Genomic DNA, 13,077 nt, shown 5'->3' on the forward strand with positions numbered 1-13,077 from the left:
ACCTCCGGAACGACGCCGCCACCGCTGAGGAGACCCCATGACCACCACCGTCGAGCCCTTCGACACCGTCGACCTGATCCGCGTCAAGCGCGGCTCGGGCGCCCTCAGCACCGCGCAGATCGACTGGCTGATCGACGCCTACACCCGCGGGTACGTGGCGGACGAGCAGATGTCGGCGCTGACGATGGCGATCTTCCTCAACGGGATGGAGCGCCGCGAGATCCGCGACATGACCCTGGCCATGATCCGCAGCGGCGAGACGATGGACTTCGCCGGCCTCGGCAAGACCACCGTCGACAAGCACTCGACCGGGGGAGTGGGCGACAAGATCACGCTGCCGCTCGCCCCGCTCGTGGCCTCGTTCGGCGTCGCCGTGCCGCAGCTCTCGGGCCGCGGCCTCGGCCACACGGGCGGCACGCTCGACAAGCTCGAGTCGATCCCCGGCTGGCAGGCGTCGATCTCGAACGAGCGGATGCGCGAGATCATGGCCGACACCGGCGCGGTCGTCTGCGCGGCCGGCTCGGGCCTCGCCCCGGCCGACGGCAAGCTGTACGCGCTCCGCGACATCACCGGCACCGTGGAGTGCATCCCCCTCATCGCGTCGTCGATCATGAGCAAGAAGATCGCGGAGGGCACGGCGGCCCTGGTGCTCGACGTCAAGTTCGGCTCGGGCGCCTTCATCCAGGACATCGAGCAGTCGCGCCTGCTCGCCCGCACGATGGTCGACCTCGGCACCGACGCCGGGGTCGCGACGACCGCCCTGCTCACCGACATGAACGTGCCGCTCGGCCTGACGATCGGCAACGCCCTCGAGGTGCGCGAGTCCGTCGAGACCCTCGCCGGCGGCGGCCCGGCCGACATCCGGGAGCTCACGGTCGCGCTGGCGCGCGAGATGCTGACCCTCGCCGGCCAGCCCGACGCCGACGTGGAGGCCGCGCTCGACGACGGCCGCGCGATGGACGCCTGGAAGGCCATGATCCGCGCCCAGGGCGGCGACCCGGACGCGGCGCTCCCGACCGCGCGCGAGACGCACGTCGTCACGGCAGAGCGCAGCGGGTACCTCACCGAGCAGCGGGCGCTGCCCTTCGGCGTGGGCGCCTGGCGCCTGGGCGCGGGCCGTGCCCGCAAGCAGGACCCCGTCCAGGCCGCGGCCGGCATCGAGCTGCACGCGAAGCCGGGCGACGCGGTGACGGCGGGCCAGCCCCTGTTCACGCTGCACACCGACGAGCCCGCGCGCTTCGAGCGCGCGCTCGAGGCGGTGCAGGGCGCCTGGAGCATCGGCGACGAGCGGACGACCCGCGGCCCGATCGTGGCCGAGCGCGTCTCCTGACGCCCGTCCCGGCGGCGTCCAGCCGGTGCGCCGGGCGTGCCCGACGAGCGCCCGGCTGGCTCGCCGTGGTCGTCCAGGGTCGGGGGCCCGCGCACGGGTAGGTTGGTCCCCATGAGCGCTCCGGACAAGGACTACCGACTGCCTGACGGCGGCCCCAGCATCGTCTCCCTCCCCAAGGTGTCGTTGCACGACCACCTCGACGGCGGGCTCCGCCCCTCGACGATCATCGAGCTGGCCGACGAGATCGGCTACGACCTGCCGGTCGGGGGCGACGCGGAGGCGCTCGGGCGCTGGTTCGTCGAGAGCGCGGACTCCGGCAACCTGCCCGACTACCTCGCCACCTTCGACGTGACGACGGCGGTCATGCAGACCGAGGCGGGCCTGCACCGCGTGGCCCGTGAGTTCGTCCTCGACCTGGCGGCCGACGGCGTCGTGCACGGCGAGGTCCGCTGGGCACCCGAGCAGCACCTCACCGCCGGCCTGTCGCTCGACGCGACCGTGGAGGCCGTCCAGGCGGGCATCGACCAGGCCGTGGAGGAGCTCTCCGGCCAGGGCCACGACATCTCCGTCGGCCAGCTGATCACGGCCATGCGCCACGCCGACCGCGGCCTCGAGATCGCCCAGCTCGCGGTGCGCCACCGGGAGAACGGTGTCGTCGGGTTCGACATCGCCGGCGCCGAGGCGGGCTTCCCCGCCAGCGCCCACCGCCCCGCCTTCGACCTCCTCGCGCGCGAGTTCTTCCCGGTCACCGTGCACGCCGGCGAGGCCGACGGCCTCGACAGCATCCGCAGCGCCCTCCTCGACGGCCGGGCCCTGCGCCTCGGCCACGGCGTCCGCCTCGCGGAGGACATCCGTGTCGTCGAGGCCCGCGGCGGCCAGACCACGGTCGAGCTCGGCCCCATCGCGTCGTGGGTCCGCGACCGCGAGATCGCCCTCGAGCTCTCCCCGCAGTCGAACCTCCAGACCGGGGCGATCTCGGCCTGGGGCTCCGACCTCGACGACCACCCCTTCGACCTGCTCTACCAGCTCGGCTACCGGGTCACGGTCAACACCGACAACCGCCTGATGAGCGACACGAGCCTCAGCAAGGAGCTCGCGCTGCTGGCCCAGGCGTTCGACTACGGCCTCGACGACCTGCTCGCGTTCCAGCTCAACGCCGCCGCGTCGAGCTTCCTCCCGCTGGAGGACCGCGACGAGCTGGCCGACCGCATCACGGCGGGGTTCGAGGCGGTCTGACGTGACGCTGCCCCCGGTGCCCGACTCCGCCGTCGTCATCGCCGCGCCCGTCACCGACTGGCGCGCGGCGGTGCACGCGGCGGCCGACGCGCTGGTCGCCTCCGGGTCGGCGCTGCCCGGCTACGGCGACGAGATGGTGCGGATGATCGACGAGCACGGCCCGTACGTCGTCATCGCGCCGGGCCTCGCGCTCGCCCACGCCCGGCCCGACGACCTCGTGCTGCGTGACGGCCTCGCCGTCGTCACCCTCGCGGCTCCCGTGGCCTTCGGGCACCCGCACAACGACCCGGTGAGCGTCGTGCTCGGCCTCGCCGTCGAGTCGGTGGGCGGTCACCTCGAGTCGATCGCCGACATCGCGAACGTCTTCAACGACGCCTCGGTCATCCCCGCCCTCGCCGGCGCGGCCTCCGCCGACGAGGTCCGTCGGCTGCTCGGCGCTCCCGCCGTGGCCGACGGCGGCCGCTCGACGCCCGAGGAGGGCTCCCCGTGAAGATCGTGACCATCTGCGGCGTCGGCATCGGCAGCAGCGGCATCCTCAAGGTCAACGCCGAGCGCGTCCTGGCCAAGCTCGACATCGAGGCGGACGTCGTCGCGGCCGACATCGGCTCCCTGGCGGGGGTCGCCGACGACGCCCAGGTGATCCTGACCTCCGCCGAGTTCGTCGAGGCCATCGGCCAGACCTTCGCCGACGTCATCGTCATCCAGAACCACTTCGACCAGCAGGAGCTCACCGAGAAGCTGCAGCGTTCGCTGGGCTGACGGAGCCGGTCCGGGCACGGACGCACGGACGCACGGACGGAGGCCGCCCCCCTCAGGGGAGCGGCCTCCGTGCTCGTCTCGCGGCGGACTAGGCCAGCAACGCCCGCATGCCCGCGTCGAGGTCGGCCACGGCCGCCTCGGCGGCGGCCCGGCGAGCCAGGGCGTCTCCGTCGGTGCTCGACGCGTCGATGTAGACCTTGAGCTTCGGCTCCGTGCCGCTCGGGCGCACGATGACCCTCGAGCCGTCGGTGAACCAGAAGCGGAGGACGTCGCCCGCGGGGAACTCCCCGAAGCCGTCCACGAAGTCGTCGACGTGGTCGACCCGTCGCGTGCCGACCTGGCGGGGCGGCGACTGGCGGAGTCGCGTGGTCAGCTCCGTGATGCGCTCCAGGTCGTCGACGCGCAGCGAGATCTGCGAGGAGGCGTAGGCGCCGAACTCCGCGTCGAAGTCGCGCAGGTGCTCGGCGATGCTCGAGCCCCGGCCGTGCAGCTCGGTGGCCAGGGCCAGGATCTCGACGGCGGCGGAGATGCCGTCCTTGTCACGGACCTTCGCGGGGTCGACCAGGTAGCCGAGGGCCTCCTCGTAGCCGTACAGCAGGCCGCCGACGCGGGAGACCCACTTGAAGCCGGTGAGGGTGTCGCGGTAGTCGAGGTCGTAGCGGCGGGCGACCTCGCGGAGGGCCGGCGACGAGACGATGCTCGCCGCGAGGGTCCCGTCGACGTCGTCCCGGCGGGCGCGCTCGGCGGCACGCCACCCCAGCAGGGCCCCGACCTCGTTGCCGGTCAGGCGCCGCCACCCCTCGGGGCCCGGCACGGCGACCGCGAGGCGGTCCGCGTCCGGGTCGTTGGCGATGACGAGGTCGGCGGAGACGCGGTCGGCGGTGGCGAAGGCCAGGTCGAGCGCCCCGGGCTCCTCGGGGTTCGGGAAGGCGACCGTGGGGAAGGCGGGGTCGGGCGCCGACTGCTCGGCGACGGGCACGGGCTCGGTGAAGCCGGCCGTCGCGAAGACGCGACGGGCGACCTCCCACCCGACGCCGTGCATGGCCGTGTAGACGACGCGGGGCTGCGAGCCCGACGCGGCGGTGCCGGCGAGGGCCGCGGTGCGCGCCACGTACTCGCCGACGAGGTCGTCGCCGGCTTCCCGGTGGTCGTCGGAGCGGGGGATCTCCGACACCGGCCGGCGCGCGGCCTCCTCGATCAGGGCGGCGATCTCCGTGTCGACCGGCGACACGATCTGCGACCCGGCGTCGAGGCCGCCGAGGTACACCTTGTAGCCGTTGTCGGCGGCGGGGTTGTGGCTCGCGGTCACCATGACCCCGGCGCTGACGTCGAGGTGGCGGACGGCGAAGGCGAGCACGGGGGTGGGCAGCGCCCGGGGCAGCAGCGTGGCGGAGACGCCCGCCGCGGCCATGATCTCCGCCGTGTCGCGGGCGAAGACGTCGCTGTTGGTCCGGCCGTCGTAGCCGATGACGATCGACGGCGTGGCCTCACGGCCGACCAGGAACGCCGCGAAGCCCGCTGCCGCCTGGGCCACGAGCACGCGGTTCATGCGGTTCGGGCCGGCTCCGAGGGCGCCTCGGAGGCCCGCCGTGCCGAACTGCAGACGGCCGTCGAAGCGGTCGCGCAGCTCGGCGGTCGCCGCGTCGTCGCCCGACCGCGCCGCCGTCAGCAGCGCGGCGAGCTCGGCGCGGGTGACCTCGTCAGGGTCCTGGTCGAGCCAGGCCTGCGCGTCGGCGAGGAGGTCCGTGGTCGCGTCGCCGCTCACAGGGCCGCCACGATGCGGGAGAGCAGGTCGCTGATGGCGGCCTCGGCGTCGCGGCCGGCCTGCAGCACCTCCTGGTGCGACAGCGGCTCCTTCTGGATGCCGGCGGCGAGGTTGGTGATGAGCGACATGCCGAGGATCTCCATGCCGGCCTGGCGGGCGGCGATGGCCTCGAGGGCCGTCGACATGCCGACGATGTGGCCGCCCATGGCCTTCGCCATCTGCACCTCGGCGGGGGTCTCGTAGTGCGGCCCGCGGAACTGCGTGTAGACGCCCTCGTCGAGCGAGGGGTAGATGCCCTTGGCGAGCTCGCGGAGCCGCGCCGAGTAGAGGTCGGTGAGGTCGATGAAGGTCGCGCCCTCGAGGGGGGAGTCGGCGGTCAGGTTGATGTGGTCGCTGATCAGCACGGGGCTGCCGGGCTTCCAGGTCTCCTTGATGCCGCCCGCGCCGTTGGTGAGGATCATCGTGGTCGCGCCGGTGGCGGCCGCGGTGCGGACGCTGTGCACGACACGGCGGACGCCGTGGCCCTCGTAGTAGTGCGTGCGGGCGCCGATGACGAGGGCGTGCTTGCCGCTCGGCAGCAGGATGCTGCGGATCGAGCCGGTGTGGCCGACCACCGCGGAGGCGCTGAAGCCGGTGATCTCGGTGGCGGGCACCTCGGCGACGGTCTCGCCGATCAGGTCGGCCGCCGCGGCCCAGCCGCTGCCCAGCGTGAGGGCGATGTCGTGGCGCTCGACGCCGGTGGCCCGGGCGATGTCGGCAGCGGCGGTGCGGGCGACCTCGAACGGGTCGGCAGCGGGGTCGTCGAGGGGGTGCGTGGGTGTCTCGGACATGCGCTCCACTCTAGGGTCTGCTCCCCGGGCCGGCGGGCGCCGCCGCGGGCGTCAGTCGATGCTGAGCAGCACGTGCCCCGACGACACCGTCTGGCCGACCGTGGCCGAGATGCCCGAGACGACGCCGTCGCGGTGGGCCGCGACCGGCTGCTCCATCTTCATCGCCTCGAGCACGAGCACGAGGTCGCCCTTGACGACCGACTGGCCCTCCTCGACGGCGAGCTTGACGACGGTGGCCTGCATGGGCGACGTCACCTGCGAGCCCGTCGCGGTGACGACGGTCGACCCGCCGGAGCGCCGGCGGGGAGCGGCGGCGGGAGGCGCGGTGCGGGCCCCCAGACCGGCCGGCAGCGAGACCTCGACGCGCTTGCCGCCGACCTCGACCACGACGGTGGTGCGCTCGTCGAGCGCGCGCGGCGCCTCGGCCTCGCCGCTCCAGGCGGGGATGTCGTTCTCGAACTCGGTCTCGATCCACCGGGTGTAGATCGAGAAGGGCGCCCCGTCGGCCGGGGCGAAGGCGGGGTCGCGCACGATGGCGCGGTGGAACGGCAGGACGGTGGGGAGGCCGGCGACCGTGAACTCGTCGAGGGCGCGGCGCGAGCGCTCGAGGGCCTCCTCGCGGGTGGCCCCGGTGACGATCAGCTTGGCCAGCAGGGAGTCGAACGACCCGCTGATCTCGTCACCCGCCTGCACGCCGCTGTCGACGCGGACGCCGGGGCCGGTCGGGGCGGAGAACACGTGGACGGGGCCGGGGGCGGGCATGAAGCCCCGCCCGGCGTCCTCGCCGTTGATGCGGAACTCGAACGAGTGCCCGCGGGCGACGGGATCGCCGTACTCGAGCGCGCCGCCCTCGGCGAGGCGGAACTGCTCGCGCACGAGGTCGATGCCGGTGACCTCCTCCGAGACCGGGTGCTCGACCTGGAGGCGCGTGTTCACCTCGAGGAAGGAGACGGTGCCGTCCTTCCCGACGAGGAACTCGCAGGTGCCGGCGCCGACGTACCCGACCTCGCGGAGGATGGCCTTCGACGCGCTGTAGAGGGCCTCCACCTGGGCCTCCGTCAGGAACGGCGCGGGCGCCTCCTCGACGAGCTTCTGGTGACGGCGCTGCAGCGAGCAGTCGCGCGTGGAGACGACCACGACGTTGCCGTGCTGGTCGGCGAGGCACTGGGTCTCGACGTGCCGGGGCTGGTCGAGGTACTTCTCGACGAAGCACTCGCCGCGGCCGAAGGCGGCGACGGCCTCGCGGGTCGCGGACTCGAAGAGCTCGGGGACCTCCTCGCGGGTGCGGGCCACCTTGAGGCCGCGGCCGCCGCCGCCGAACGCCGCCTTGATGGCGACGGGGAGGCCGTGCTGGTCGACGAACTCGAGCACCTCGTCGGCCCCGGAGACCGGGTTGAGGGTGCCGGGGGCGAGCGGGGCGCCGACCCGCTCCGCGATGTGGCGGGCGCTGACCTTGTCGCCCAGCTGCTCGATGGCCTCGGGCGAGGGCCCGATCCAGACGAGCCCCGCGGCCGTGACGGCGCGCGCGAAGTCGGCGTTCTCGGCGAGGAACCCGTAGCCGGGGTGAACCGCGTCCGCCCCCGAGCGGCGGGCGACGGAGAGGATCTTGTCGATGACGAGGTACGTCTCGGCGCTCGTCGTGCCCTCGAGCGCGTAGGCCTCGTCGGCGAGGCGGGCGTGCTGGGCGTCGCGGTCCTGGTCGGCGTAGACGGCGACGGAGCCGATGCCGCTGTCGCGGGCGGCCCGGATCACGCGGACGGCGATCTCTCCACGGTTGGCGATGAGGACCTTGCTGATACGAGGCATAGTTCCTCACCCTATTGCGCGGTCGACCCTTTTCTTTGGCTGACGTGCACAAGAACACGCGGGAGGCGCGTGATGCTTCCTACGAGGACGCCCCGGTCGGAGAGGTCCAGAGCTCCTGCCAGCCGACGCCGAAGCCTCGCACGAGCGAGCGGAGCACCGGCACGGAGAGCCCCACGACGGCGCTCGGGGTGCCCTCGATGTGGCTGATGAAGGCGGAGGCGCGGCCGTCGATGGTGAAGGCGCCGGCCACCTCGAGGGGCTCCCCGGTGGCCACGTAGGCGTCGAGCTCGGCCGGGTCGAGGTCGTCGGCGAAGGTGAGGTCGGCGGAGGCGACGGCTCCCGCGCCTCCGGACGGGTGCTGCTCCGTCGCTCGGGGCGCGCCTCCGCGGTGGTCGATCAGCCAGTGGCCCGACCAGAGCGTGCCGTGCCCCACCTCGGCCATGCGGCGCCAGCGGTCGAGCGCGAGCCGCGGCAGGTGCGGCTTCCCGTGCACCTCGCCGTCGAACTCGAAGGCGCTGTCGCCGCCCAGGACGAGGCCGTCGAGCGGGCGGCCGTCGACGGTCACGTCGAGCACGGCCTCGGCCTTGGCCTTGGCCAGGAGCGACACGGTCTCGGAGGCCGTCAGGCGTCGCCCCGCCTCCTCCTCGGCCCGCGCGACCGCGGCGTCCTCGTCGACGCCGGGGCTGATCAGGACGGGCTCGACGCCCGCGGCCCGGAGCAGGGCGAGGCGGGCGGGGGAGGTGCTGGCCAGGTAGAGCGCGACGGTCATGCCCGCCAGCCTGTCAGACTCGACGCATGGGAGACATGCTGGGCCGCGAGGTCGAACTGGACGTGACGGGCATCGCACACGGGGGCATCTCGGTGGCCCGCCTCGACGGGCGCGTGGTGTTCGTCAGCGACACCCTGCCGGGCGAGAGGGTGGTCGCCCGCGTCACCGACGACAAGAAGAAGTCGTTCTGGCGCGCCGACACCGTGTCGGTGGTCGAGGCCAGCGAGCACCGGCGCCCGCACGTGTGGTCGGCCGCCGCCCTCGAGGTCGACCCGGTCGACCGGGCCGGCGGCGCCGAGTTCGGCCACGTCGACCTCGCCCACCAGCGCGAGCTCAAGTCGCAGGTGCTGCGCGACGCGCTCGTGCGCACCGGCGGCGTCCCCGAGGCCGAGGCGACCGTCACGGTCGAGGCCCTGCCGGGCGACGACGAGCGCCGAGGGACGGGCTGGCGCACGCGGGTCCGCCTGCACCTCGACGCCGACGGCCGACCCGGCCAGTACGCGGCGCGCTCGCACCGCGTCGTGCCCGTCCGCGACCTGCCGCTCGCCACCGACGAGGTCGCCGCCGCGGCCCCGCTCGGCGAGGCCTTCGCCGGCGAGGAGCACGTCGACGTCCTCGCGCCGAGCGTCGGGGGAGCGCGCCTCGTCATCGGGCGCCAGGCGCCCACCACCATCACCGAGACGGTCGGTGACCGCAGCTTCCGCCTCGACGACCGCGGCTTCTGGCAGGTGCACCGCGAGGCCGCGGCGACCCTGACGGCCGCCGTGCAGCAGATGGTCGACGTCGACCTCTTCGACCCGCGCGCCGACAACCTCGACCTCTACGGCGGCGTGGGCCTGCTGGCGGCTGCGCTCGGAGACGCCTTCGGCCCCTCCGTCCGCGTGACGAGCGTCGAGAGCGACGAGCGAGCCACCGAGCACGCCTCCGAGAACCTCGCCGAGTGGCTCGGCGCCTCGGCCGAGACGGGCCGCGTCGAGCGCTGGGTCCGCCAGCGCGCCGACCGCGCGACCGCCGCCGAGCGCGACCGCGCGCGGGCCGCGACCGTCGTGCTCGACCCGCCGCGCTCGGGCGCCGGCAAGGAGGTCGTGGCCGCCCTCGGCGAGCTGTCGCCGGCCCAGGTCGTCTACGTGGCCTGCGACCCGGTCGCCCTCGCCCGCGACGTCGCCCTGTTCCGCGACGCGGGCTACGACGCCGTCCGTCTCCGGGCCTTCGACCTCTTCCCGAACACGCACCACGTCGAGACCGTCGTGCAGCTGCGCCGACGCTGACGCGGCCGCCCCGGGCGGATACGATGGCGTCGTGCACGGCCGGGATCAGGGACCGGCCGCACGCCGACAGAAGGACCCACCGTGACTGACGCCACGACCGACGCTCCGGTCTCGCCCCCGCCCGCTCCGCCCGTGAGGGTCGCCATCGTCGACGACCACGAGTCCGTGCGCCTCGGCATCCAGGCCGCGTGCCAGAACGAGGGCTTCGACGTCGTGCTCACCGCCGCGGGGGTGCAGGAGCTCGTCGAGGCGCTCGCCGGCCGCGAGGTCGACGTGGTCGTGCTCGACCTCTCCCTCGGCGACGGCTCGACCGTCACCGAGAACGTCAAGCGCGTCCAGGCCACCGGCTCGGCCGTCCTGGTCCACAGCATCGCCGACCGGGTCGCCAGCGTGCGCGAGGCGCTCGCGGCGGGCGCGGCCGGTGTCATCCCCAAGTCGTCGGCGACGAAGACCGTGATGGCCGCCGTCGCCACGGTCGCCCGCGGCGACGTGCTGAACAACCTCGAGTGGGCGAGCGCGATCGACGCCGACCGCGACTTCGCGAAGGCCCAGCTCGGTCGGCGCGAGCGCGAGATCCTCCACCTCTACGCCTCGGGCCTCCCGCTCAAGCTCGCCGCCCAGCAGCTCGGCATCGGCTACTCGACGGCCCGCGAGTACCTCGACCGCATCCGCGTGAAGTACGTCGAGGTCGGCCGCCCGGCACCCACCAAGGTCGACCTGCTGCGTCGCGCCGTCGAGGACGGCATCCTGCCGGGCCTCGACGCGGACGGCGGCGATGGCCGCTGAGCGCGCGCTCACCGCTCCCGCCCCGCCCCGCGCCTCGCGCAACCCGATCAGCCAGGCCCTCTTCGACAAGGTCCTCGGCCGGGTCATCGCGCTCGCGGGCCTGATCTTCGGGCTGCAGGCCTTCCCGAGCATGCTCGCCCAGATCGGCAGCATGCAGGTGGCGTGGGCCTGGATCATTGGCCTGGCCATGTTCGGCGGCTTCGTCGCCATCGGGGTGGCGAGCCTCCTCGTCCGCGGCGTCGAGACGGCCAGCGCCTTCGTCGCGGTCGCCTACCTCATCGCCCTCATCACCTGGCCGCTGGCCGTCCAGGACCCGAGCGTCGTGCAGCCCTCCGTGCCCTGGCTCTGGTACCTCTGCACGGTGGCCACCGCGGCGGCCGCCTTCGCCTTCTCGGCCTGGATCGCGACCGGCTACCTCTTCGTCGCCCCGCTGGTCTACGGGCTCATCCGGCTGACGCCCTCGGGGGGCGGGGCGACGGTCTCCCGCGCCGCTCTCGACTCCGTCTACGCCGTGCTGCTCGGCGGCGCCGTCCTCATCCTCGTCCTGATCCTGCGGCAGGCCAGCGCCAACGTCGACGCGGCCCAGGCGACCGCGGTGGCGCGGTACTCGAACGCGATCCGCGAGCACGCGACCGAGCTCGAGCGCGTCGAGGTCGACGCGATCGTCCACGACAGCGTCCTGACGACCTTCATCCAGGCGGCGCGGGCCTACAGCGCGGAGGAGAAGGTCCTCGCGACCTCGATGGCCCGGAACGCGGTGGCGCACCTCTCCAGCGCCGCCAGCCAGACGCCCTTCGACGAGTCGGCGACGACCCTCGGCTCCATGCGCGACCGGCTGGTCGTCGTCACGAGCGAGATGGGCGCCGACGTGGAGGTCAGCACGCGCGGCATCGACGGCCACGGCATCCCCTCGCCGGCGGCCGAGGCGCTCTACAGCGCGGCCGTCCAGGCCGTCGTCAACAGCTGCCAGCACGCCGGCGGCGACGACGTCCGACGGTGGGTGACGGTCGAGTGGACCGAGACCGGCGGAGCGCTCGTCGAGGTCGGCGACACCGGCCGGGGGTTCGACCCCGGGCACGTGCCGGAGGGGCGCCTCGGCGTCCGGGTCTCCATCGTCGAGCGGCTCGCCAACGCGGGCGGGCTCGCCTGCATCGACTCGCGCCCCGGGGAGGGCACCGTCGTGCGCCTCGCCTGGCCGAGCGGCGACGTCGTCGGCCCCGCTGACGCCGCCCGCGAGGAGGCCGCGTCGTGAGGGTCAGCGTCCCGCGCTGGCTGATCGTCCTGCTGGCCGCCGTCTTCTCCGGCTACCACCTCGTCCTCGCCGCCGTCAGCCTCGACCGCTTCGACGACCCGTGGCCCGTCGTGGCGTGCATGGTCGTCTACGTCGTCGTGACGGTCATGGTGCTCTGGCCCTCGGGCCGCGCGCGCATGCCCGTCTGGCTCGCCGCGTTCGCGCTGGCCGTCAGCGTCGTCATGCCGCTCCTCGTGACGTCGCAGCTCGACCCGTCGCAGAAGAACGGCTACGCGACCTGGTACGTCGCGGCGATCGGCACGCTGATGGTCATCGTCGCCACCCGTCGCCGCCAGGGGTTCGCCTGGCTCGGGGTCGGCTTCATGGCCGTCCACGGCGTGACCTGGGGCGGGCTCGGCGCCGTCGCCGACCTCGGGGTCGTCGGCAGCGTCTCGTGGGTCGCCTTCGCGCACGCGATGACGGCCACCCTGACCCGCGCCGGCCGGGAGACGCGCGAGTTCATCCTCGCCGAGCACGAGGCGGCCGACTGGCAGGCCGCCCAGGAGGCGCACGTCAACGAACGCCAGTACCGCCTCCTCCAGACCAGCCGCACCGCACGGCCGATGCTGCAGGAGATCGTGGCCCAGGGCGGCGACCTCACGCCCGAGCAGCGGCAGGAGTGCCTCCACCTCGAGGGCGCGATCCGCGACGAGATCCGCGGCCGCCGCCTCCTCGACGACGACGTCCGGCGAGAGGTCATGGCCGCCCGACGCCGGGGCGCCGTCGTCAGCCTGCTCGACGAGGGCGGCATCGACGACCTCGATGCCCGGGAGCTGCGACGCATCCACCAGGCCCTCGCCGAGGCACTGCACGGTTCGTCCGCCGACCGCATCATCATCCGGACGGCCTCCGGCGGAGGCGACGACGCGGTGACGGTCGTGGGCCTCGGCTCGGCCGACCTCAGCTCCAGCGCCCTCGGTCGAGGAGTCGCGGCGGAGGCCGACGAGGACGACGACGGCGACGAGGTCCAGCTCTGGCTGCAGATCCCGCGCTCGGTGCCGGAGCAGGCGGCTCCGTAGCGGCCACGCCCCGGTCGTGCCCGGAGCAGGCTGGGGGCCCCCGGACGACGAAGGAGGGCCGGACGATGAGTCCGGCCCTCCTGGGGAACGTCACTGGGTCAGGGCGGTAACCCGAATACCGCCCTGACCCGCCCCCGGTCGAGGAACCCGCTTACCCTAGTCGGCCCTCGATCGGCGGTGCTACTCAGAGAGAGACACCTAGCACTGATGACTATGCC

12 protein-coding genes are annotated in these 13,077 nt (G+C 73.9%); 8 read left to right on the forward strand and 4 right to left on the reverse strand.

The window, feature by feature from the left end:
* Positions 1–37: 37 nt before the first annotated feature.
* From IFT45_RS04860 to IFT45_RS04875, 4 genes are all read left to right on the forward strand, one after another.
* Positions 38–1,330, forward strand: a complete 1,293-nt coding sequence (locus IFT45_RS04860) for a thymidine phosphorylase (RefSeq protein ID WP_056053251.1) — start codon at positions 38–40, stop codon at positions 1,328–1,330.
* Between the two features lie 111 nt (positions 1,331–1,441).
* Positions 1,442–2,566, forward strand: coding sequence for an adenosine deaminase (locus IFT45_RS04865; protein WP_192126981.1), 1,125 nt, complete (start codon positions 1,442–1,444; stop codon positions 2,564–2,566).
* Between the two features lies 1 nt (position 2,567).
* Positions 2,568–3,056 (forward strand): PTS sugar transporter subunit IIA, encoded by a 489-nt coding sequence (locus IFT45_RS04870; protein WP_056053258.1) that lies wholly within the window; start codon positions 2,568–2,570, stop codon positions 3,054–3,056.
* Positions 3,053–3,325, forward strand: a complete 273-nt coding sequence (locus tag IFT45_RS04875; RefSeq protein ID WP_167258650.1) for a PTS sugar transporter subunit IIB — start codon at positions 3,053–3,055, stop codon at positions 3,323–3,325. The genes IFT45_RS04870 and IFT45_RS04875 overlap by 4 nt, the downstream gene beginning before the upstream one ends.
* An 88-nt stretch (positions 3,326–3,413) precedes the next feature.
* On the opposite strand, the gene IFT45_RS04880 is transcribed toward IFT45_RS04875, so the two are convergent.
* From IFT45_RS04880 to IFT45_RS04895, 4 genes are all read right to left on the reverse strand, one after another.
* The gene (locus IFT45_RS04880; RefSeq protein ID WP_192126983.1) at positions 3,414–5,090 is read right to left on the reverse strand and encodes a phospho-sugar mutase; all 1,677 of its coding nucleotides are present in this window, start codon (positions 5,088–5,090) and stop codon (positions 3,414–3,416) included.
* On the reverse strand, positions 5,087–5,920 hold the full coding sequence (locus IFT45_RS04885) for a purine-nucleoside phosphorylase (protein ID WP_192126985.1): 834 nt from the start codon (positions 5,918–5,920) through the stop codon (positions 5,087–5,089). The genes IFT45_RS04880 and IFT45_RS04885 overlap by 4 nt, the downstream gene beginning before the upstream one ends.
* A gap of 51 nt (positions 5,921–5,971) precedes the next feature.
* Positions 5,972–7,726, reverse strand: a complete 1,755-nt coding sequence (locus IFT45_RS04890) for a biotin carboxylase N-terminal domain-containing protein (RefSeq protein ID WP_056053271.1) — start codon at positions 7,724–7,726, stop codon at positions 5,972–5,974.
* A 79-nt stretch (positions 7,727–7,805) separates the two neighbouring features.
* Positions 7,806–8,495, reverse strand: coding sequence for a nucleoside triphosphate pyrophosphatase (locus tag IFT45_RS04895; RefSeq protein WP_192045426.1), 690 nt, complete (start codon positions 8,493–8,495; stop codon positions 7,806–7,808).
* 26 nt (positions 8,496–8,521) lie between these two features.
* On the opposite strand from IFT45_RS04895, the gene IFT45_RS04900 reads away from it, so the two are divergent.
* The 4 genes from IFT45_RS04900 to IFT45_RS04915 all read left to right on the forward strand — a co-directional run bounded on the left by IFT45_RS04900 (position 8,522) and on the right by IFT45_RS04915 (position 12,859).
* Positions 8,522–9,763, forward strand: a complete 1,242-nt coding sequence (locus IFT45_RS04900) for a class I SAM-dependent RNA methyltransferase (RefSeq protein ID WP_192045427.1) — start codon at positions 8,522–8,524, stop codon at positions 9,761–9,763.
* Between the two features lie 81 nt (positions 9,764–9,844).
* The gene (locus IFT45_RS04905; RefSeq protein ID WP_056053280.1) at positions 9,845–10,549 is read left to right on the forward strand and encodes a response regulator transcription factor; all 705 of its coding nucleotides are present in this window, start codon (positions 9,845–9,847) and stop codon (positions 10,547–10,549) included.
* On the forward strand, positions 10,539–11,801 hold the full coding sequence (locus IFT45_RS04910; protein WP_056053284.1) for a sensor histidine kinase: 1,263 nt from the start codon (positions 10,539–10,541) through the stop codon (positions 11,799–11,801). Before IFT45_RS04905 ends, IFT45_RS04910 begins: the two co-directional genes overlap by 11 nt.
* Positions 11,798–12,859 carry a hypothetical protein gene (locus tag IFT45_RS04915; RefSeq protein ID WP_056053287.1) on the forward strand — a complete coding sequence of 354 codons (1,062 nt, stop codon included), beginning with the start codon at positions 11,798–11,800 and terminating at the stop codon, positions 12,857–12,859. The genes IFT45_RS04910 and IFT45_RS04915 overlap by 4 nt, the downstream gene beginning before the upstream one ends.
* Positions 12,860–13,077 lie beyond the last annotated feature (218 nt).

It is taken from the genome of Frigoribacterium sp. CFBP 13707, from assembly GCF_014842245.1.
Classification (GTDB): domain Bacteria; phylum Actinomycetota; class Actinomycetes; order Actinomycetales; family Microbacteriaceae; genus Frigoribacterium; species Frigoribacterium endophyticum.

Excerpts from the sequence above, each read along its gene's own strand:
- IFT45_RS04910 (WP_056053284.1), top strand. The coding sequence starts at position 10,539 with ATGGCCGCTGAGCGCGCGCTCACCGCTCCCGCCCCGCCCCGCGCCTCG.
- IFT45_RS04885 (WP_192126985.1), bottom strand. The coding sequence starts at position 5,920 with ATGTCCGAGACACCCACGCACCCCCTCGACGACCCCGCTGCCGACCCG.
- IFT45_RS04890 (WP_056053271.1), bottom strand. The coding sequence starts at position 7,726 with ATGCCTCGTATCAGCAAGGTCCTCATCGCCAACCGTGGAGAGATCGCC.
- IFT45_RS04860 (WP_056053251.1), top strand. The coding sequence starts at position 38 with ATGACCACCACCGTCGAGCCCTTCGACACCGTCGACCTGATCCGCGTC.
- IFT45_RS04865 (WP_192126981.1), top strand. The coding sequence starts at position 1,442 with ATGAGCGCTCCGGACAAGGACTACCGACTGCCTGACGGCGGCCCCAGC.
- IFT45_RS04900 (WP_192045427.1), top strand. The coding sequence starts at position 8,522 with ATGGGAGACATGCTGGGCCGCGAGGTCGAACTGGACGTGACGGGCATC.
- IFT45_RS04895 (WP_192045426.1), bottom strand. The coding sequence starts at position 8,495 with ATGACCGTCGCGCTCTACCTGGCCAGCACCTCCCCCGCCCGCCTCGCC.